A 22,464-nucleotide genomic window follows, 5' to 3' on the forward strand; every position below is an offset into this window, starting at 1 on the left:
ACGGATCTTTTAAAATGAAAAATTAATTCCAGCCAGAAACATCTTGGCTGTTGGATAGGCGGTCTGATCAATTCCCATACGAAGTCGATCGCCTACACCTTGCGAATCCGTTCCTGTGGTATTCACATCGGGATCAATACCCGGATAATTCGTAATCGTGAACAAATTCACGCCAGATATATACACCTGTGCACGTTTTAATCTAGAGTTGGTCAACTTTGCTACAGGTATATTGTATGCTAGGCGTACCGACTTCAATCGTAGGTAGCTTCCGTCTTCTATGAAGCGGTCGGATACATCCAGCGGTGATGTAGAGCTTACTCTAGGGTATTTGGCATTAGGGTTTGGATTTTCTGCTGTCCAATAACTGCCTATCAGATCACGAAATTGATTGGAACCGCGCTGAAAAGAATTGAGGTTGTTCCCGGCCGTTGCCCAGAAGATATCATTGCCATACACGCCCTCTATAAAGACATTTAACTCGAAACCTTTGTATGCGAAATCGCTGTTGATTCCGTAAATAAAATCTGGATAGGGATTACCGATGATCACCCGATCCAATGCGTTAATCTCACCATCTTGGTTTTGGTCCACGTATTTAATCCTACCTTGATCGTCCAAACCATCTTCTACCAGACCGAAAAACATACCGAAAGGATACCCTTCTCGCGCGATATTCATACTAGATCTGAAAAGATCGAGCGAACTACTAAAAATATCATTTCCTCCTGCTAGGGTGATGATCTCACTTCTGTTCGTTGAAAGACGAACGCCTGCATTCCACTTGAATTCTTTGGTCAAGATATCCGATGATACATTGACCTCAAATCCTTGGTTTCTGATTTCTCCAATATTTTGCAACATAGAGCCGAAACCAATCGACGGCGGAAGCGGCACAGATGCCAATACGTCTGTGGTTCTTTTGGTGAAGTAATCTGCCGTGACTGTCAATCTATTATTCCACAAGGTCACATCAAAACCAACGTCAGCTTGCGTTGTGGTCTCCCATCGCAATGCAGGATTTGCAATTCCCGACGGCACATATCCGATAATCTCCGTGCTATTTCCATAAATGGCACGTACCGGAGAAATACGATCTAGCGATTGATAGGGCGAGAGTGCCGTATTTCCCGTCATACCAATGGAAGCTCTAACCTTTAATTCATTGATCGCTTCCACCTCTTGGAGAAATGGTTCGTTGCTAGCTCGCCAAGCTACCGCTCCAGATGGAAATGCAGCCCACTTGTTGTTTTCTCCAAATCTGGATGAACCGTCGGCACGGATACTTGCGGTAAATAAATACTTTTCTGCCAATGAGTAATTGGCTCTGGCCAGCCAGGATGACATGGCCCATCGCGAAATTCCGGACGAAGGTGGGTTTATGGTCTCGGCCGCTCCCAAATTAAAATTTGCGGTATTGTTATTAGCAAAACCACTTACACTGATATTGGACACGCGATTGAGATCATTCTGATAGGTGAATCCCCCCATGAGATCCAATCGCTGTTGCGTGCCGAATGACTTCGTGTAATTCAAGATGTTTTCATTTAAAAAGGAAGTCCGATACGACGTACCTTGGGATGCCGCACCTCTATCATTAGGGTAGATCAGAGGAACAAACAATTCGCTCGCACCATGATGCGTTTCGAGACCTAGTAAGGTTTTGAAGGTCAACCCTTCTGCCAAGTTCACCGTAAAGCTGGTATTACCAATGACCACATTGGTTAGACTGCGATTTTTGTACGGTTCGCTAAATACCATGGGGTTAGAGACTTCTGCAAAGGAATAGATCTGGCGAAATTGCGTATACAAGCCATTTTCGTCGGACACCGGTAAAGTTGGAGGTGCAGAAATCGCTCCCGAATACATGGAATTGCCCGCATTGCCATTATCTACTGGAACTTGGAAGCGTTCTCTTCTAGACAGGTTCACATTAAAATCCATGCTCAGCCAATCAAAAAGACGGTGATCCATATTCATCCGAACCGATCCACGTTTGGCGCCGGTATTGATGATAATACCATCTTGATCATAATAATTACCAGATAGAGAGTACCGTGTTTTTTCTGAACTCCCCGAAATCGTCACGGTATGGTTATGCATCGGTGCTTTTCGCAAGATCTGCCGCTGCCAGTCTGTACCTGGGCCTTGGATTTCATCCAAATTGAATATCGGCGGCTGATTCGCATTTTTCAACCATTCGTTGGCGACGATCGCATATTCGCGCGCATCCAATACTTCCATTCGTTTGATATCTTCTTGGATACCAAACTGACTTTGTACATCGATCCGAGTTGGCTGACCCGCTTTTCCTTTTTTAGATGTGATAATTACGACTCCATTCGCGCCTCGAGCTCCATATATCGCTGTTGCAGAGGCATCTTTCAGGATATCCATTGATTCGATATCGGATGGATTGAGGTAACTGATATCGCCGGTAACGGGAAAACCATCTACCACATAGAGCGGTTGATTGTCGCCAATCATAGAGTTGGCACCGCGAATCCGCACTTCCATACGCGCACCCGGTGATCCTGAGTTCTGTACCACACGCACTCCTGTAGCTCCTGCTTTTAAGGCTTGTTCAATATTATAGACAGGAACTGCTTCGAGCTGTGCGGTTTTGACTTGTGCTACCGCACCCGTCAAATCGGCTTTGCGCACTGTGCCGTATCCAACCACGACGACCTCTTCAAAATCGTTGACCGAAGGCTGCAAAATGGCTGCAATGACTGATCGAGAGCCTACTGTTTCTTCGACTGATCCAAAGCCGATCAATGAAAAAAGCAAAACACTCTGTTCATTGGACATTTGCAGCTGATAGCTGCCGTCAATACCGGTTGTTGTCGCTAACTCCGTATTTTTTACCCTCACCGTTACGCCTTCCAGTGGATTGCCAAGATTATCTTTTACGGAACCCGTAATTACTCGCTGTTGAGCTCTGTTTACTTCCGACGTGCTCGGCTTTGTGGATCGTGTAGCGGATGGTCTGATCGTGATAATATCATCGTCTAAAGACCATTGTAGATTGTGCCCATCTAATATAATGCGCATGGCATCCGCGAATTCTGCATTCTTAACTTGTACATTGACGCGTGTATCCGCAATATGAGCGCCGCGAAACAAGAATGAATAACCTCGCTGCTGCTGAATATCTTTCATCACATGTCGAAGACTTTTATTCTTGGCCTGCAGTGTGATCTTTTGTGCTACACCCTCGGCTGTGGCCTGAAGAACAAAAATAAAGGTTAGAAAAAATGCTAGTTTCATAATAAATAGCCACCGGTTCGTAAAAGGCCAATAAGGAGCTTTTACAAGTAGTTTAAAACTCATAGATTTGTATCGTTTGGGTTATGTAAAATTGGTTATTGACTAGTTGGGATTACTAACTAGTCTATCATATGTTCCAAGCAAAACTTGCGGATGATGTCATCAGCATCATCCGTTACTATTTTGGATAGAATTGCTATTGCAATAAATAGCATCATTACGAAGTGTCCATACGAGCCCTCCTAATTTATTGTGTATAATTGGTGCGTCTTTGCCGCTAAGCCAGTCTTTTGATACCGGCTTTGATAGTTTATTTTTCTCCTAGAACAACCAGTGTACGTCGATCCTTAATTTCAAGCAATTTGAATGTAAGACCACTTATTTCTAGGGATTTCAGTACGGATTCCAAATTCTTTTGACGATCAATCATGCCAAATATTGGCGCATTCGGTACTGTTGATTCATATTTTACATCAATATCATACCATCTCGCCATTTGAGCGAGTGCTACTTGCGTGGGCAAACGGTCAAAATAGAAAAACCCTTCTTTCCAAGCTATAAATTGCTCTACATCGACGTTACGTACCTTCGTTTTATTTTTGGATACCACAGCCTGTTGTCCTGGCGACAATAACATGCTATCTGTATTGTTATTTGCAATAATATTCACGCTTCCTTCCACTAAGGTGGTTTTCGTTTCTTCTTCATCATCGTAATCAGAAACATTAAAACCAGTACCCAATACTTCAACTACTTGTCGCTTGGTCTTCACTAAGAATGGAGTCAATAATGCCCGTTTGTCTTTTGCTTTGGATTTTAATGGCTTTACCTCGAAATAGGCTTCTCCTTCGAGTTCCACGATGCGCTTCTGATCATCAAACTTCACCGGATATTTAAGACTTGATGCCGCATTAAGCCAAACTTTTGAGCCATCGGGCAAGGTGATTTGATACGTACCTCCTTTTGGAGTAGTCAATGTGGCATGAGATATAGGCCGGATTCCTGATTTGTCCTTCCGTAAACTACTCCCATCGCGATAGGTAATGCCGCCATCGCTCATCACAATCCCCTGTTGACTTTCATCTAATGTTACGCCTTGGCCATCGTCAAACGAAAGCGTAGCTCTATTGCTTCCTGGCAACACCTGCTGAGCATCAACAATTTGTTGCTCCGCCGCGCTATCCACTGCCATCTTACTTTCTTTTATCTGCCATCTCCAAAATACAAACCCAAGAAACAGGACTATCGCTGCCGCTGCATACGGCAGCATGCGATTAAGGTGCAATACGGGTTTCTCACTATTTCCAAAAAGATTTCGCTTTATTCGCGTAGAGGCCTCGACGAGTTCTTTGGATGTGCGCAGAGATTCGCTTTGATCCATATGCCGATTCAAAGCGGCCTCTACATAGCGCCTTTCCTCTAGCGTAGCATTCCCATTCAAGTACTTCTCGATTAACTCCTGCGAAGGTTTATTTTTCATGGTTATTCAGAAGGCTTTTGTGTGCCCCCTTTTATATAGTACACACGTAATGGCAATTTATCCCGATTTATTTTATTTTTCTTTGCTAGGAAAGCAAAATCGCTAAAGCTACTGACAAGCCCAAACGCAATCGGATATTTACAACAGCTTGGCTAAGAAGGTTTTTTACCGTTTTATCAGAGACTTGCAGCGCGACGGCTATCTCCTCATTGCTATAATTTTCAAAGTGTGTCATCAGAAAAACCTTACCCATCTTGCCGGGAAGGGATCGAGCAATATTTTCCAATCTGCTGATGAGTTCTTTGTCTAAAAGCTTCTGATCCGCTCCATCGTATCCTTGCGTGAGATAATGTAAAAGTTCTTCCTTAAATGCAGTGCGGTTGTTCTTGGATCTCTCCTGATTTAAAAATCCATTTCTGACACTCACCTTTAAATAATTAAACAGGCTTCGGGAGGGATCGAATCGTTCTCGTTGCTCCCATACGCGAACAAAAATCTCTTGAATAAGGTCTTCACTCTCTTGCGTATCGCGTGTAAGCCTATCCGCATAACTCAGCAAAAAATGATTGTATCGATTAAAAATTTCCTTAAAAGCCTTCCTATCCCCACGAGTCAACAATGGAATTAATTCCTCTTCAAGTAAGGTTTCATAACTGGTAGACTTCATAGGTGCTGAAATACTAATTTTGACTAAGCTATAAAAATTGAGCGAACTTTTCTAAAACCAGAGATTCACAAACGGCCAAGATCATTCAGATTATGATCATTTTTATTGCAAAATCGGATCTTAGAGAGAATGTCAAAACATGGTAAATAAATCCAGAAAATTAATACATTTACCGCGTTATTTACTCATCTGTCTTATGGACAATAAATCGCACTTAAACCGGCTTAGTGCCGCGGGCTTACTGATCAGTATAGGGATCATTTTCGGAGATATTGGTACTTCTCCATTGTACGTTTTCAAAGCGATTTTTCATCAAGAGATCATTGAAGAAAGTTTAATTCTAGGTAGCTTATCGTGTATATTCTGGACGCTTACGTTGCAAACTACCATTAAATACGTCATCATCACATTGCGTGCAGACAATAATGGCGAAGGTGGCATTTTATCTTTGTATTCTTTGGTGCGGCGGAAAAGTAAATGGTTGATTATTCCTGCCATCATAGGTGCTTCGACATTGTTGGCAGATGGCATGATTACGCCAGCAATTACCATCTCGTCGGCGGTGGAAGGACTTTCCATGATGAATGCCAATATACCAACCGTGCCGATCGTGGTTTTAATCATCTCTTTGCTTTTTGTGATCCAACGCTTTGGCACTTCTGTCGTGGGGCGAGTTTTTGGTCCGATTATGCTAATTTGGTTTGTGGTGATCGGAACATTGGGTGTTCTACACATCGATCAAGCGCCTTATGTATTGAAAGCGTTTAATCCGTGGTACGCGGTACAAACGATTGTACAACATCCGCATTCGCTATTTATCATCGGTGCTATTTTTCTATGTACTACTGGAGCCGAAGCGTTGTATTCAGACATGGGACATTGTGGCAAGTCTAACATTCGAATCAGCTGGATTTTTGTGAAAAGCATGCTTTTGTTGAATTACCTTGGGCAAGGTGCTTGGTTGCTCACGCATCAAGGTGCACGTTTGGGAGATCTTAATCCATTCTTCGGTATTATGCCTGAATGGTTTGTCGTACCCGGAATCGTAATCGCCACGATTGCAGCGATAGTAGCCAGTCAAGCTATGATCTCCGGAGCATATACACTGATATCGGAAGCGGTACGATTGAACATCTGGCCCAAAGTTTCTATTCGCTATCCTAGTGATCACAAAGGACAATTATATGTACCGTCCATCAACCTGATCTTGTATCTAGGTTGTATCTTGATTATCGCTGTATTTCGCAAATCGAGCAACATGGAAGCGGCTTATGGTTTAGCCATCAATTTGACTTTCATTACCACTACGGCGTTGATGTGTTATTATATGATGCGAAAACGTGTACCTAAAATCTGGATCGCGCTTTTTGCGCTTGTGTATTTTGTGATTGAGATCGCTTTCCTAGCGGGTAATTTGGTCAAATTCACGCATGGCGGATGGTTGACATTGGTACTGGCTTCGGCGATATTTTTTGTGATGTATGCTTGGTACATGGCGCGAAAAATCAAAAATGCGTATATCCGATTCGTGGACATTCGTGACTACTACGGTATCCTATCCGACTTAAGCTCGGACACGAGCATACAACCATTCGCATCACAGCTCGTATATCTTACCAGTGCTAATAATACGCACGATATTGAGGACAAGATTGTATACTCCATCATTAATAAAAAACCCAAACGCGCCGATGTATATTGGTTTGTGCATGTGGATGTAATGGATACGCCCCACGCACGCGATTACAAGGTCAAACAATTGATTCCGGGAAAATTGGTGCGAATTGATTTCAAATTAGGATTTCGGGAGGAGCAAAAGATCAGTTTACTATTCCGCAAAGTAGTGGAAGATATGGTATCAAAAGGCGAGATCGATATTACCAGCCGCTATGAAACACTCAAAAAGCACCGCATCGCAGGAGATTTCAACTTCGTTGTATTAGAAAAAGTATTTTCGAAATCGTCTAGCCTTTCTTGGGGAAATAGAATTATCATGGAAATGTATAAGGTGCTGCGCACCTTTAGCCTAAGTGAGGAGAAAAGTTTTGGCTTGGACAGCAGCTTCGTGACCTTAGAGCGCGTACCGCTCAACATTCCAGATACGAATGAAGTAAAGCTGAATCGCTTAAACTAAAAAAACAAAAGAGGCTTAGGCCTCTTTTGTTTTTACTCTATCTTGGATCTTGTCCCGTTCGTAAGTCGTCATGTGACGTTCTTTCTTCGTCGGGTAAATATCATCAATGGTGATCAGAATACCAGTCTCCTCTACCTCGCCAAATTCATCATTTAATGCCGTACCGAAGGTCATCATACTAGGAGACACATTCATGTACGTATTAATAAGTGGCGGTATGTTTTCGCCCAAGGCGCGCACTTTTGTATTGAGCAACTTGTAGCCTTCTTTGTAAGGCAATCCGTCAAATATGCCGATGAATTCCGAAATATCCGTTTTGTAACCTAAGAATAACGATTCGACTGGCTTCGCCAGCTGCTCTCTATCTGGAAAATAACACGCCATAAAGTACATCAACAAATCGCGTGCTACCGCATTGTAGTGCGGATACATAGTTACCTTACCAAAAAGATATTTGATTTCTGGATTAATAATAACTACTGCGCCCAAACCATCCCACAAATTATCTAACGAATAAATGCCTCTGCGATTTTCGCTGGATGGCTGATATTTGGGTTGTACCCACGATCTACCCAACTCGATGGTGTAAGGCAGGTAATCACGCACAAATTTTTCTGAAATATCGAAATAATGTGCGGTGGATAAGTGAATATGACCTTCACTATCGATGGCTTGATCACAACGAATCACACGATATCCAGCTGTAATCTCCTCATCCTCTGGGCTCCAAGCGATCAGCTGATCGTAATTGTGCTCGCAGGTATCATTTTCGTCAATATCAAATGGCAAACCTGTACCGCCACCTGCTCCTCGAAACGTTAGCTCTCGCAAACGTCCAATTTCTTGCATGATATTCGGTGCAGTGTGGTAATTCACTAGATACACTTCATTGTTACCATTATTCGTATGACGCAGAAAAGCCTCTGCTGTCAGCTCCGCTTTTATTAACGCTCTATCTACTGGTGCAATAATCTCTTGCATACTTAACTATTCTTCTCTATCTATTTGGTCTGCGCCATGTCGTACACTAAGGTACGCACTTCTTCAGCCCATGCACGTTCATTCTTGGAAGCATCAAAGTCGGTATATGGTATACGCTTCCCAATTACAATCTTTACCCGCTTGTTTTTCTGTGAGAACATCTCGTCGGGCAAATACAGCATTTCGATATTGGCTTTGATACCCAACTGCTGTCTTAATCGCGCCAAGTTGTAAAAAAAGTTGGAATTCTTTCCATCTATATACACTGGCACAATATCTTTTTTATATTTCTTCGCTTTGGATATAAAACTTTTCTTCCATTCCAAATCCTGTATTTTGCCATCTATCTTGCGGGAGACTAGTCCAGCTGGAAACACCAATAAAGCTTGATCGGAAGCGTAGGCATTCTCGATCGCCGCGATGCCACTTTTACTTTGACCACCTAGCTTGTTGACCGGGATAAATAGTGGTTCTAGATTCCGAACATTCAACAGAATGTCGTTCACCAAAAATTTAACATCTTTCCGGTATCGGCCAATAGCCTGCATAAAAGCCACTCCATCCAAACCTCCTAACGGATGGTTGGACGCAAATATGACGCTATCTGTCAATGGAATGTGTTCCGCTCCTTCTAGGATAACCTCGACGCCAAGTTCATTAAGCAGTGAATCCACAAAATCCAGACCATAGTCATCCTTATATTCGCGCATGATATAATTGATATCATCCTCGTGTATCACACGCTGTAAATAACTAATGAGAGGTTTGGGAATCCACTTGGCTAGTGTTGGGTTTTTTTTATGAATAACGCTCCGTATCTCTATAAACTTTTCTTGCTCTACTGATTTCATAAAGTGATAAATACCCTACTCCTTTGTCGTAAAAATACATAATTTATGACATGTACGAATAACTTTGAGAAAAAAAGTACAGTCAGAACCCTCCCGATTAGGTATGATCCCCTGAATGTTATTAACTTAGCATAAGTCAAGAAGCTATACAACAAAAATGTGACGTATTAAACGTTGGCGCTAATCATAGTCTAACTAGGTAATAAAGAACAAGGAACAGCATGTATATAGGCGAAATAATTTCTAAGTTTTATGCAGAGGTCAATCCGAAAGATACGGTGGCTCATGTATTACATCGCATTAATGAATTTCACTTTCATCAGCTACCGATTGTACAGGATGGTGAGTTTATAGGCTTGGTTCGCGAAGATGATTTGCTGGCAGAAGAAGACGAATCCAAAGCGATTGGCGATATTAAGCGCACGTCACCGCTGGTGTATGTATATGATTACCAACATATTTTTGATGGTTTGCAGATTATGGCGGTACATGATCACGATATTCTACCCGTACTTACCAAAGATCACAAATATTTAGGTATCATTTCTCAGAAGGATATACTCAAAGCGCTCAACCATACTTTGGCCAATAACGAAGCTGGCGCTGTGATCGTGCTGGAAATGGATAGCCGCGACTACACACTATCGCAGGTTTCGCATATTATCGAGTCTGAAAATACCCGAATACTGAGTATTTCATCTCGGCAACTACCTGATTCCGAACGCATAGAGATGACTATCAAGGTGAATAAATACAATATTGCCGCAATTGTTGCATCATTATGGCGCTTTGATTACGTGGTGAAAGCAACATTCAATGATGGAAGCGATAAAAATGATATTCAAGATCGGTACAATCTTTTGATGAACTACCTAGAATTATAATGAACAATTATTGCGACATTTGCCCGCTGTAACTATTTGCTCACATGAAAACAACCATAGCCATCTATGGACGCGAATTTAATCCTTCAGTCAATTCATACGTAGAAGAGTTATTTCGTTTTCTGGCCGCACGTGATATTGACGTCTATGTTTATGCGCCATTTTTCGCATTTCTGAAAGATGAGTCCTATTGTCCGGCGCATTTCAAGACTTTCAACACATTGAAAGACGTCGCTCAGCCGATCGATTTTATGCTTGGATTGGGGGGCGATGGCACGATGCTATCGGCAGTATCCCTCATTCGCGATTCGGGCATTCCGATCGTAGGGATCAACTTTGGTCGACTCGGATTTTTGGCCAATATTGCCAAAAATGATATCCATCAAGCATTGGAAGAAATCCTGAATGGGGAATATACCATACAATCACGCTGCGTGCTTTCGGTTTCTAGCGCGGAAGATGACTTATTCGGAAACGAAAACTTCGCGCTAAATGACATTACGGTATTCAAATATGATACTTCAGCCATGATTACGGTCCAGGCAAATTTGGATCAACAATTGCTCAATGATTATTGGGCAGATGGTTTAATCATTGCGACTCCAACCGGATCTACCGCTTATTCATTGAGTTGCGGTGGCCCCATTATTATGCCCGGTAGTGGCAATTTTGTAATCACTCCCGTATCTCCCCACAACTTAAATGTGAGACCAATCGTAATTTCGGCAGAATCGGAATTGGATCTAAAGATCGATAGCCGCACGGAAAAATACATCTTGAGCTGTGATTCTAGGAGCAAGACCTTACCAAGTACCACATCACTACGAATCCGAAAGGCAGATTTCGAAATTAACCTTATTCGGCTTAAAAAAGATCAGTATTTTAGCATCTTGCGCGAAAAACTACTATGGGGATTGGACGTACGCAATTATTAGATACACGTCACCAAATATCATAAATCTACCTACTTCAAACCGAGCTACGATATATTTTATAAAACAGTTACTTGATTGAAAAAAGCTATCTTTACGCCCAGTAGCGTACGGACAGTTAGTAGGTCCTAAAAGCATTTGCACGAAAAAAATGGATTTCAAAAACATAATCAATAAGGATAACCTACCTCAGCATATTGCAATCATTATGGATGGCAATGGCCGCTGGGCGAGAGAGAAAGGAGAAGACCGCGTTTTTGGCCACCAAAATGGCGTGAATTCGGTTCGCGAAACGCTAGAAGGTTGTGTTGAGATTGGCGTGCCCTTCGTCACCCTATATGCTTTCTCTACCGAGAATTGGAATCGCCCGAAAGAAGAAGTGCAGGCATTAATGGAAATCCTGGTGCATTCACTCTCCACTGAAGTAGAAACCTTCAAAAAAAATCGCGTGAAGTTGCATGCAGTGGGTAATATTGACGATCTGCCCGCGCACTGCCAACGGACGTTGCAAGAAACCATCGACCAGACCGAAGATCACGCTGTTTGTACCTTGACGCTTGCCCTAAGTTATGGCGCGCGCGCAGAGATTTTGCAAGCAACCAAAAAAATCGCGCAACGTGTGCAAAATGGCGAGCTTGCCACAACAGATATTACGGAAGAATTGTTTTCCGAAAATTTATATACCACGGGTCTTCCAGATCCTGATTTGATGATACGCACGAGTGGTGAGCAACGTATTAGCAATTTCATGCTGTGGCAAATGGCCTATACCGAATTTGCATTTTTACCAATTATGTGGCCCGAATTTACGCGCGACAATCTGTATGAATGCATTTATAACTACCAAAACCGAGAAAGAAGATTCGGTAAGATTAGTGAACAGTTGTAAGATTTGTTTACTTTTGACCCTTTGCCTCGTTTTAACACTTCTTAAAGCTTGCGATCGGTCTTTTAACATAAATTAACAAGAGATTGGTGTACTTTAGCACCGACAATAATTAGTAGATGAAGCACATATTTGTTAAACTCGCCTTTATAATCTCCGCACTTTCCGTTTTTTATTCTGCCCAGGCTCAGACACCTGGAAATCGCCCTATTAACCTGAGCGATCCTGACGAACTTTCGTACTTGAATCAGAAAAATTTCATCATTGCCGGAGTGGATGTAAAGGGAGTAGAATACTTGGACAAAGACGTCCTAATCACCATTTCGAAATTAAACGTAGGCCAATACATTGAGGTACCTAGTGAGCAAACCGCCAATGTCATTAAAGACCTCATGGCGCAGAACCTTTTTGAAGAGGTGCAGCTTTATGCGACGAATATCCAAGGCGAGAATATCTTCCTAGAGATTCGCGTGGTGGAAAGACCTCGCTTGGCAGGAATTACGGTTGAGGGATTGAAGAAAAGTCAAGCAGAAGAAGTTCGCAAGCGTCTAAATGCTGGTTCGGGCAAAATTGTAAACGAAAATTTACTTCGTACCACACGTAGTACTATTGAGAAATACCTGCGCGAAAAATCATATCTGTATCCAGACATCACCATCACGACCGCTCCAGATTCTATCCAAGCCAACTACGAAACGGTAACGGCTAAGGTAGAAAAGAACAATAAAATTAAAGTTAATAGTGTCAACTTCACGGGCGCTGAAAACTTCACCAATCGCCAATTGCGTAAGTTTTTGAAAGGCGTAAAACCACGTGCATGGTTTCGCATCTTCGGACCAGGCCGATTCAAAGAAGACAAGTACCAAGAAGCTAAAGAGAACCTCATCGCGAAGATGCAAGACAAGGGATACCGTGATGCGGAGATCTTGCGTGATAGTATTTGGCGTTATAATAAAAAACGCATCAACATTGACATAGACTTATATGAAGGCCCGCGTTATTATGTGGGCGACATTACTTGGACGGGAAACTCTAAATATCAGGATTCCATCTTAAATCTCATATTTGGCATCAATAAAGGTGATGTGTACAGTGAAGAGAAGATTAATGCTAGATTGCAAGGCCCTACCCGCGCCAGCGATGATATAGCGGCTTTATATCAGAATGACGGTTATCTTACGTTCTCGATTGAACCCATCATTAAACGTATCTCCAAAGACACGATTGATCTGGAAATCCAGATGTTTGAAGGGAAGCAATACACGATCAATAATGTAATTTTGAAAGGTAATGATGTCACAAATGATCGCGTCGTCTTACGTTCTATATTCCTGAAACCAGGGATGAAATATTCTAGAGAGGCATTAGTAAGTAGTATTCGTGAAATCTCCCAACTTGGTATGTTTGACGAGCAAAAAATCACGCCGAACCCCATGAAAAACCTCAATATGGAGGAAGGTACTACTGACTTAGAATTTACGGTAGCAGAGAAAGCTTCTGATCAGGTGGAATTGTCTGGTGGTTACGGTGCTGGACAGGTCATTGGTACCTTAGGGCTAAACTTTAACAACTTCTCGACGAGTAACTTCTTTAAGAAAGATTCGTGGAAACCTCTTCCGCGTGGGGATGGACAGAAATTCAGTATCCGCGGGCAAACTTCGGGTAGAAGGTATCAGTCGTATAATTTCTCTTTCTCTGAACCTTGGTTGGGTGGTAAAAAACCTATTTACTTCGGTCTGAATGCGTACGTATCCAATATGCGAGAAATGTTTTTCCAAGGATCGCAATGGGTAGAAAGAGAGAATGCACCATTCATCAATATGCACGGGGTCACAGCTACCTTGGGTAAGCGTTTGCAATGGCCAGATCGTTATTTCCAGATCAATAGCTCACTATCTTTCCAACGTTATGTATTGAATAACTATGCCGGATTATTCCTGTTTGCTGATGGAGATTCATACAACATTAACTTTACGCAAGAGATTAGCCGTAATACAGTAGATGCACCTATCTACCCTACATCAGGTTCTAATATTCGTTTGAGTGTTCAATTGACGCCACCATACTCATTATGGAACAATGTTGATTACGCTACGGCGCCGGCTAATGAGGTTTACAAATTTGTTGAATATCACAAATGGAAGTTTGACTCACAATGGTACACTACCATCGCTGGCAAATTAGTCTTAAAATCCCAAGCACAATTTGGTTATTTGGGAATGTATGGTGGTGATGCGCCTATTTCACCATTCGAGCGTTTCGTGTTGGGTGGTGATGGTATGCAAGGATTTGACTTCTTACAAGGTACCGAGATTATCGCGATGCGCGGTTACGCAAATGGTACTGTCATTCCAGAATCTACTGGCGGAGGAAGCGCACAAAACATCGCGGTGCGTTCCGGTTCTCCAATCTACGCTAGATATCAATTGGAGCTTCGCCATCCGATTATGTTAAATGAACAGGCTACGGTATTTGCACTGGCATTTGCTGAAGCTGGTAACACGTGGAATAATTTCCGCGAGTTCAATCCATTTAAAGTACGCCGTACCATGGGTATCGGTGCTCGTATCTTCTTACCGATCTTCGGTATGTTGGGTATCGACTACGGACACGCTTTCGATCCGATTCCGGGTATGCCAGAAAGTCGTTGGAGACAAAACTTCACCTTTAGTATTATTCAGAATATGGGTGGTTTCTAGTCAAAATCATCAAGGAAAAATTAACGGAGGTTATCTTTTGCGAGATAACCTCCGTTGTTTTATATGCCTACAGACAAGATGTAGCAGCAGGGCTAGTCCGTTCGTTTAATTTATTGGCACTGATGTCCGTTAAATTTAAGTTAAAAATGGACGACAGTACCTTTTAAGCATGATTATTTTTTGTTACTTTGCGACGTGACGTCTTTAGAAGTAGACAGTTTACACTTTTTGAAATTTGGATAATTTAAACTTTTTGAAGTTTCAATTGTCAGAAGAATTATAAACGGGAAAAAATTAAAGCATATATCGATGAAAAAGATTCTTATGATTACAGCAGTTCTGGCGCTAACAATTAGCGTAGGTTTTGCACAACAGAAACTAGCTTATGTAAATTCGGAATATGTTTTAAAGCACATTCCAGAATACGCAGCTGCTCAAAAGCAATTGGATGATCTTTCTACCAAGTGGCAAGAAGAGGTAGATGGAAAATATGCAGAAATCGAGCGCATGTACAAAGCGTATCAAAATGATCAGACATTACTGAACGATGATATGCGTAGACGCCGCGAAGATGAGATCGTGAATAAAGAACGTGAAGTGAAAGACTTGCAACGTAAGCGTTTTGGTTTTGAGGGCGAATTATTCAAACAACGTGCTCAACTGATTCAGCCTATTCAACAACGCTTAACCAAAGCGATCCAAGATATTGCCGCAGCAGAAAGCTTAGATCTAATCTTAGACAGAAGCACGGAGGCTACATTCTTGTTCGCTAATCCAACACTGGATAAAAGTAACGCGGTGATCACAAAGCTTGGTTACAAACCAGATCCTAAGCTAGCGGATTAAGTTTTTTTTAGTATAATTGCGCAAACTAATAAGATTAACAGAATAAACAAAACAACAAACTTATCGCAGTATAAGATTTTAGATTAACATGAAAATGATGAAAAATGTATGGAAAGGTGTAGCTGTAGCAGCGGGATTATTCGTAGCTACACAGGTGACGAATGCTCAGCAGAAAATTGGACACATTAATTCGCAAGAGTTGATGCAAGCTACTCCTGAATTCAAAACTGCGCAAACTCAAATTCAGACTTTGAGAGAAACAAAGGAGAAAGAGTATCAAGGAATGCTGGAGCTATACCAGAAAAAACAAACGGAAGCGAACGAAAAAGCGATGAACCGTAGTGAGGCTAATAAGTCTACTTTGGACACGGAGATCCAAGGCTTAGTAGCAGAAATGCGCCAAATGGAAGAGCGTATCCAAGCAACTAATGGTCAAGCGCAAGAAGAGCTTCAGAAGAAATACCAGGAGTTGATGAACCCCATCGAAACTAAAGTGATCAATGCGATCAACACGGTAGCAAAAGACAAAGGCTATGCTTATGTTTTAGATTTGGCTAGCGGAAGTGTATTCTACTTCGATGGTGGTGATGATTTGACACCAGATGTTAAAGCTAAATTGGGAATCTAAACTTCCCATTTAAACTTTTTGAAAGCCGCTACAAGAACTGTAGCGGCTTTTCTTTGTTATCTACCCAAGCAATTTTTATTTCTTCTAAATAGAATATTATGCACGCATAGTATTCTAGGATTTAATATATTTGTATTATACTGATTATAAAACGATGATAGCTCAACTCCTATTTGCGATATTATTAGTTTTTGCGGGATGGTTATTCTACAAAAATTCTTCGAAGATATACCGTAACATTCGTTTAGGTCGATCGGTGAATCGATTCGATTCGCCGGCAGAACGTACCAAGACTATGTTATTAGTGGCTTTTGGTCAGAAAAAGATGTTCAAAAGGCCGATCCCTGCCCTACTACATCTTTTTGTTTACCTCGGTTTCGTTATTATCAATATTGAGATGCTGGAAATCGTGATCGACGGTGTCATCGGGACGCATCGGGTATTTGCCTTCATGGGCGGCTTTTATAACTTTTTAATCTATAGTTTTGAGTGGTTGGCCCTTTCTGTATTTACGGCTTGTGCGATATTCTTGATACGTCGTAATATTTTACGTGTAAAACGCTTGAATCAGAAAGAGCTCAATAATTGGCCAAAAACCGACGCAAACCTAATTTTAGTTGCTGAAATTTTGGTGATGGCTGCGTTTCTATTGATGAACGCATCAGATCACAAATTGCAAGGCTTAGGAGCAGAACATTACACTGTTGCAGGAAGCTTTCCAGTGAGTCAATATCTTACCGGCATCTTACCATCCGACGTGGGTACTTTGATGGTCATGGAGCGTTTCTTTTGGTGGTTTCATATTATAGGCGTTTTGGCTTTCCTAAACTATCTGCCAATCTCTAAGCACTTACACATTCTACTTGCATTCCCCAATACGTACTTCAGCAATTTGAAACACAAAGGACAGTTTGATAATATGCCAAGTGTAACCGCGGAGGTAAAAGCGATGTTGGATCCATCATTGCCACCGCCAGACGGTGAAGTCTCTCGCTTTGGCGTAAAAGATGTGCATGACTTGACTTGGAAAAATTTACTCGATGCCTACACCTGTACAGAATGTGGTCGTTGCACAGCATCATGTCCGGCAAACATTACGGGCAAGCTGCTTTCCCCACGAAAGATCATGATGGATACACGGGATCGCTTAACGGCTGTCGGCAAAAATATGGATCGCAACAAAGGCGAGTTTATAGACGATGAACAATCGCTGATTGACACACACATCACTCGCGAAGAGATCTGGGCTTGTACGACCTGTAATGCCTGTGTAGAAGCTTGTCCGGTCAATATTGATCCACTACAGATTATTATGGGTTTGCGTCAATACGCTATCATGGAAGAATCCAAAGGGCCTTCCAGCATCAACAACATGCTCGGCAATTTAGAAAATAATGGTGCACCTTGGAAATATGCACAAGCTGACCGAGCCAACTGGACGAATTCTTAATACTAATTCATTAGCGATCATAAAAATAGAAACCGCCTTAGACGGCTATTCCACCTTTAACGATACAGCATACATGGAAAATCAACTTCATATACCTACCGCAGCCGAATTACTAGCCAAAGGCGAATCTCCTGACTTACTTTTCTGGGTAGGTTGCGCAGGTAGCTTCGATGAACGCGCACAGCGCATTACGCGAGATATCTGTAAAATATTGCATCATGTAGGCATCAAATATGCCATATTAGGTACAGAGGAAAGTTGCACTGGTGATCCGGCCAAACGCTCTGGCAATGAGTTTTTATTTCAGATGCAAGCGATGATGAACATTCAAGTGTTGGACGGCTATGAGATCAAAAAAATTGTAACGGCTTGTCCGCACTGCTTCAATACGATCAAGAACGAATACCCCGAATTGGGCGGACATTATGAGGTGATTCATCATACCCAACTGATTCAATCGCTCATCGATGAGGGGAAACTCAAACCAAATGATGGACATGCTTTTAAAGGCAAGAAGATCACGTACCACGATCCTTGCTATTTAGGCCGAGCCAATGAAGTGTATGAAGCTCCGAGAAAAGTATTGGAGACCTTAGATACGGATTTGGTAGAATTAAAGCGATGTCGCAGTAATGGGTTGTGTTGTGGGGCTGGCGGCGCGCAAATGTTTAAGGAACCAGAAGCGGGCAATAAAGACATCAATTTAGAGCGCATCGAAGATGTAATAGAATCCAAAGCCGATGTGGTTGCTGCTGCTTGTCCATTCTGTATGACGATGTTGCGCGACGGCGTTAAAATCAAAGAGAAAGAGGATAGCATCCAAGTATTGGATATCGCAGAAATCACGGTCAAAGCGAACAATATTTAGTTCGAATATTTTTTATGAAGTCCTGTAAGGATATCTTCATTATTATCGCGCTAAAAGACAAGCATTCGGTACTATATTAAAAATTTAGCTGTAGTTTTGTACGCTTTACTTATTAAGGCTAGCAGCTTCTATTAGTGGAAATTATGTGGTACCATGCAACCTCTTCTCAAGGGCGAAAATTTCGCCTCTTATCTCTCTTTATCATTTTTCTCACCAATTTAATAGTACAACCATCAGCTCACGCGCAAGAGCGAGATGACCGTGCAACACTTGGGAACTTCAAGGGAATCCAGTTCATGAGTCCGGATAGTTTGTTTTATACCAACTTCCGTTTTCGCATGCAAAACAGATTGCGCTATACCAACGTATTGGATGAGCAAAGTAATAACGAATGGGAAGCGCGCGTGCGCAGGTTGCGATTGCGGATGGATGGCTACATCTATACACCCAAAATATCGTACAGTGTACAACTCGCTTTCACACGCGGAGACCAAGATTTTGATGATACTGGAGTGCCTAACATCGTGCGTGACGCTGTGATGTTCTATAATTTTACAGACAATTTCTACGTTTCCTTCGGACAAAACAAGCTACCCGGAAACCGTCAAAGGGTAAACTCGTCGGGTCAACTACAATTTGCAGAGCGTTCTTTGGTGAATGCTGCCTTTAATATTGATCGTGATTTTAACCTCACGATGCACCTTAATAAGCAGATTAATAATATGCCGGTACACGCCAAGTTTGCGGTTTCGACCGGAGAAGGACGTGTGGCCGTCACGACCGACGATGGCTTGGCTTATACCGGTCGAGTAGAGTTTTTGCCGTTAGGAGATTTCACCAATGATGGCGACTATTCAGAAGGTGACTTAGAACGTGAACCAACGCCGAAATTATCACTTGCTGCCGGATATAGCTACAACGATCGCACCACCAGATCTGGTGGACAAACAGGAAAAATGGTAGTCAACCCGATGACGCTAAAAACCGGTTATGCCGATATGATGTTCAAATATACAGGCTGGGCATATATGGCAGAATACATGCGACGCGACGTGGACAATCCACTCAACTTCTTAGAAAGTGATCCTTTGCAAGCCGTTCACGCTTACAAAGGTTGGGGTATCAATCAGCAACTATCCTACTTGCTGCATCATGGTTATGAGATTGCCAGCCGATATACGTATGTAAAACCGCATCGCGATATTCAAGCCGTAGAATCACAGACCGAAGTGATTGAACTTGGTCTGACCAAATACTTCAAGGCACACCGATTGAAATTCCAAGCAAATGCTTCCTACCTCTTTCGCGATGGCGTGTTCAACAACAGCAACCGCAAAGGAACTTGGGGCGGAACATTTCAAGTCGAGCTGGGTATCTAAAACGCTAGTGGAAAACGAATGCAGCTAGCTCTTTAGTCGGACAATTTATCTATCGAAAGAGATTGCTTTAATTGTCGTAGATCATCGGATGCTGGTGCTTCAAATACTTCTAAATCGAAGAATTTGATGGCAGCAAACAAATGATCAAAGATATCCGCTAGTGCTTCTTCATAAAATGCCCAACTAGTTCCATCCGTAAACATATACAGCTCCAAAGGAAGACCATGTTCCGTAGGTGCAAGTTGGCGAACCATCACCATCGAACTTTGTTGAATACGAGGATGTGCCTTGGCATAGGCCGAAAGATAAGCGCGAAAAAGACCAATATTCGTCATTCTACGACCATTGACCGGCATACTTTCATCTGGTAAAAACTCCTCATTGTAAGCTTGGATCTCTCCCAATCGTTGATCAATAAAATCTTGCAATAAGCGAATCTGTCTTAACTGCGCGATTTCTGCATCGTTCACATAGTGAATGGATGAGATTTTAACATTTACCGCGCGCTTGATACGTCGACCACCCGATTGCTGCATTCCACGATAATTGGTGAATGACTCGGTGAGCAACGTATGCGTAGGTATAGTCACGATCGTGCGGTCGAAATTTCGGATCCGGATATTATTAAGATTGATCTGCAATACATCGCCATCGGCACTATATTTCTTCATTTCGATCCAATCGCCGACGCGTACCGAATCATTAGCAGAAACCTGAATGCTCGCTACAAAACCGAGGATCGTATCCTTAAATACCAACATCAAAATAGCCGATGCCGCGCCCATTGAGATTAGAAAATCTCCGGGCGACTTCCCTGTAATCACCGTAAATAAGATCGTTCCACCGATAAAATAAAGTACAATTTGCAAAACCTGTAAATAACTATCCAAAGGCTTGTCTACAAAACCCGGTCTATCTTTAAATACGTCGCGTCCGGTCTTGAATACTGAGTTAATTAGGCGTAATGCTACAAAGGCTATAATCAGGTTTAGCGAAGCCTCAAGAAAAGAAAGTGTTGCTGGAAAACCACGAAACACCAAAGGCAAGAAAGCCTGCGTTATCGTTAACAAGATCAATAAACTTAAATTCGAAAAGAACTTATTTTCCACCAAACGCTCATGCGCCTTTTGTTGCGTGCGCCGCATCATTTTGGAGAAAACTCCTATAATAATATTGCGCACCAAATAGTCCACCACAAATAGTACGATGGCCATCGCGATTAATAAAGCGGCGGTAGTAAGAATGTGCGTGAGTTGGCTATTGAGCTGCAAATGAGCTAGCTGTTGGTACGTCGTATTGTAGATTTGTGTGTTGACCTGTTCGTCAGCCAGAAATTGTTCAATCTTGTCCTTCATCCTGCAAAAATAGGAATCCCAGTCTGGATAACAAAAAACCCACCATCAAGCCTGTTTTGGCTCGAAGGTGGGTTTCGTTCATATGATTGAGAGATCTCGCTTATTCCTCTCCCGTACTATCTGTTGCTGGAGCTTTGTCAATCAACTCCATGAACTGATCCAGTTTTGGCGTAATGATAATCTGCGTACGGCGGTTACGTGCTTTACCTTGCGCAGTCGAATTATCAGCGATCGGGTTATACTCGCCTCGACCACCAGCTGTCATCCGTTTAGGATCTACACCATAGGTGTTTTGTAAAGCTTGCACGACTGATGATGCACGCAATGTACTTAGATCCCAGTTATTACGAATATTTTTCTGCGTAATAGGATCTGGATCCGTATTACCTTCTATCAATACATCATACTCTCTGTAATCTTGAATGATTTTGGCAATCTTACTCAAGGTAGCACCTGCTTGATCGGAGATCTCATAACTACCTGAACGATATAACATATTGTCCGCTAGGGAAATATACACAACCCCTTTGAGCACCTGCACATCGACATCCTTCAATTCTTCTCTGCTCAATGAACGAGTCAAGTTATTCGTCAACACCATGTTAAGCGAGTCGCTCTTGTTTTTGGTGTTTACCAGATGCTGAATGTATCGGTTTGAGGCATTGATCTCATCGACCAATTTCGAAATATTAACATTGCCTTGTGTATTTTGGCTAATACTATTATCCAACGTTCCCTGCAATCTTGCCAACGCTTCTTTCAGCGAAGCATTATTGCGACGCTCTGATTCCAATTGATCTTCTAGACTTTTTACTCGAGCACGCGATTCTGCTAGCTCAACCTGACTCTGCTGATAACGCTCCCCAAGCGTACGGTGCTCTGCCTCCAATGCGCGATGCACCTTTTTGCTGACTCCACAAGCACTCATCATCATCGTTCCGATCATTAAGAATGCAAAAGGCCATATCCATTGTTTTTTCATAGTTGTTTGTTTTAGATCACTTAACACGAATATAGATACTGAGATCGTGCCAAAATGCTAAAAAATATTAAATTATTTATCGATCCTAATCCTACGTAAACCGACCTTCCTAGAGTTTTTACCGACAATCCACAGCCATTCACCTAAAAGAACTATCAAACATAATGCAGTC

Annotated in this window: 17 protein-coding genes; 10 read left to right on the plus strand and 7 right to left on the minus strand. The window is 42.2% G+C overall.

The features are described 5' to 3' along the window. Positions 1 to 9: 9 nt before the first annotated feature. From GKO22_RS07205 to GKO22_RS07215, 3 genes are all read right to left on the minus strand, one after another. A complete protein-coding gene (locus tag GKO22_RS07205; RefSeq protein ID WP_166333626.1) occupies positions 10 to 3,270 on the minus strand; it encodes a TonB-dependent receptor in 3,261 nt (1,086 codons plus the stop codon). Between the two features lie 310 nt (positions 3,271 to 3,580). Further along, the gene (locus GKO22_RS07210) at positions 3,581 to 4,750 is read right to left on the minus strand and encodes a FecR family protein (protein ID WP_166333628.1); all 1,170 of its coding nucleotides are present in this window, start codon (positions 4,748 to 4,750) and stop codon (positions 3,581 to 3,583) included. Between the two features lie 85 nt (positions 4,751 to 4,835). Beyond that, positions 4,836 to 5,417, minus strand: a complete 582-nt coding sequence (locus tag GKO22_RS07215; RefSeq protein WP_166333629.1) for an RNA polymerase sigma factor — start codon at positions 5,415 to 5,417, stop codon at positions 4,836 to 4,838. A gap of 196 nt (positions 5,418 to 5,613) precedes the next feature. Here GKO22_RS07215 and GKO22_RS07220 point away from each other — a divergent pair, with 196 nt between their 5' ends. After that, entirely contained in the window at positions 5,614 to 7,551 is a 1,938-nt protein-coding gene (locus GKO22_RS07220) for a KUP/HAK/KT family potassium transporter (protein ID WP_166333631.1), read from the plus strand. A 15-nt stretch (positions 7,552 to 7,566) separates the two neighbouring features. Here the strand turns inward: GKO22_RS07220 and GKO22_RS07225 are convergent, their stop codons facing one another. Further along, positions 7,567 to 8,532 (minus strand): GNAT family N-acetyltransferase, encoded by a 966-nt coding sequence (locus GKO22_RS07225; protein ID WP_166333633.1) that lies wholly within the window; start codon positions 8,530 to 8,532, stop codon positions 7,567 to 7,569. A gap of 20 nt (positions 8,533 to 8,552) precedes the next feature. Beyond that, on the minus strand, positions 8,553 to 9,383 hold the full coding sequence (locus tag GKO22_RS07230; RefSeq protein WP_166333635.1) for a 1-acyl-sn-glycerol-3-phosphate acyltransferase: 831 nt from the start codon (positions 9,381 to 9,383) through the stop codon (positions 8,553 to 8,555). 221 nt (positions 9,384 to 9,604) lie between these two features. Here GKO22_RS07230 and GKO22_RS07235 point away from each other — a divergent pair, with 221 nt between their 5' ends. From GKO22_RS07235 to GKO22_RS07275, 9 genes are all read left to right on the plus strand, one after another. Beyond that, the gene (locus GKO22_RS07235; protein WP_166333637.1) at positions 9,605 to 10,267 is read left to right on the plus strand and encodes a CBS domain-containing protein; all 663 of its coding nucleotides are present in this window, start codon (positions 9,605 to 9,607) and stop codon (positions 10,265 to 10,267) included. Positions 10,268 to 10,311: 44 nt separating this feature from the next. Continuing rightward, positions 10,312 to 11,202 (plus strand): NAD kinase, encoded by an 891-nt coding sequence (locus GKO22_RS07240; protein WP_166333639.1) that lies wholly within the window; start codon positions 10,312 to 10,314, stop codon positions 11,200 to 11,202. A 148-nt stretch (positions 11,203 to 11,350) separates the two neighbouring features. Continuing rightward, on the plus strand, positions 11,351 to 12,088 hold the full coding sequence (locus tag GKO22_RS07245; RefSeq protein ID WP_166333641.1) for an isoprenyl transferase: 738 nt from the start codon (positions 11,351 to 11,353) through the stop codon (positions 12,086 to 12,088). A 116-nt stretch (positions 12,089 to 12,204) separates the two neighbouring features. Continuing rightward, the gene (locus tag GKO22_RS07250; protein WP_166333643.1) at positions 12,205 to 14,784 is read left to right on the plus strand and encodes a BamA/OMP85 family outer membrane protein; all 2,580 of its coding nucleotides are present in this window, start codon (positions 12,205 to 12,207) and stop codon (positions 14,782 to 14,784) included. 309 nt (positions 14,785 to 15,093) lie between these two features. After that, the gene (locus GKO22_RS07255; RefSeq protein WP_166333645.1) at positions 15,094 to 15,630 is read left to right on the plus strand and encodes an OmpH family outer membrane protein; all 537 of its coding nucleotides are present in this window, start codon (positions 15,094 to 15,096) and stop codon (positions 15,628 to 15,630) included. A gap of 94 nt (positions 15,631 to 15,724) precedes the next feature. Beyond that, positions 15,725 to 16,258, plus strand: coding sequence for an OmpH family outer membrane protein (locus tag GKO22_RS07260; protein WP_240920180.1), 534 nt, complete (start codon positions 15,725 to 15,727; stop codon positions 16,256 to 16,258). A gap of 154 nt (positions 16,259 to 16,412) precedes the next feature. Further along, complete coding sequence (locus GKO22_RS07265; RefSeq protein ID WP_166333647.1) at positions 16,413 to 17,708, plus strand: (Fe-S)-binding protein; 1,296 nt, start codon at positions 16,413 to 16,415, stop codon at positions 17,706 to 17,708. A gap of 73 nt (positions 17,709 to 17,781) precedes the next feature. Further along, positions 17,782 to 18,576: a (Fe-S)-binding protein gene (locus tag GKO22_RS07270; protein WP_166333874.1), complete on the plus strand. Its 795-nt coding sequence runs from the start codon at positions 17,782 to 17,784 to the stop codon at positions 18,574 to 18,576. Between the two features lie 143 nt (positions 18,577 to 18,719). Continuing rightward, positions 18,720 to 19,955: a porin gene (locus GKO22_RS07275; RefSeq protein ID WP_166333649.1), complete on the plus strand. Its 1,236-nt coding sequence runs from the start codon at positions 18,720 to 18,722 to the stop codon at positions 19,953 to 19,955. A 32-nt stretch (positions 19,956 to 19,987) separates the two neighbouring features. Here the strand turns inward: GKO22_RS07275 and GKO22_RS07280 are convergent, their stop codons facing one another. Together GKO22_RS07280 and GKO22_RS07285 are read right to left on the minus strand one after the other, a co-directional pair. Next, positions 19,988 to 21,310, minus strand: a complete 1,323-nt coding sequence (locus GKO22_RS07280; protein ID WP_206367837.1) for a mechanosensitive ion channel family protein — start codon at positions 21,308 to 21,310, stop codon at positions 19,988 to 19,990. A 100-nt stretch (positions 21,311 to 21,410) separates the two neighbouring features. Further along, positions 21,411 to 22,292: an OmpA family protein gene (locus GKO22_RS07285; RefSeq protein ID WP_166333651.1), complete on the minus strand. Its 882-nt coding sequence runs from the start codon at positions 22,290 to 22,292 to the stop codon at positions 21,411 to 21,413. Positions 22,293 to 22,464: the final 172 nt, after the last annotated feature.

It is taken from the genome of Sphingobacterium chungjuense (assembly GCF_011316935.1).
In the GTDB taxonomy this organism is placed as follows: domain Bacteria; phylum Bacteroidota; class Bacteroidia; order Sphingobacteriales; family Sphingobacteriaceae; genus Sphingobacterium; species Sphingobacterium chungjuense.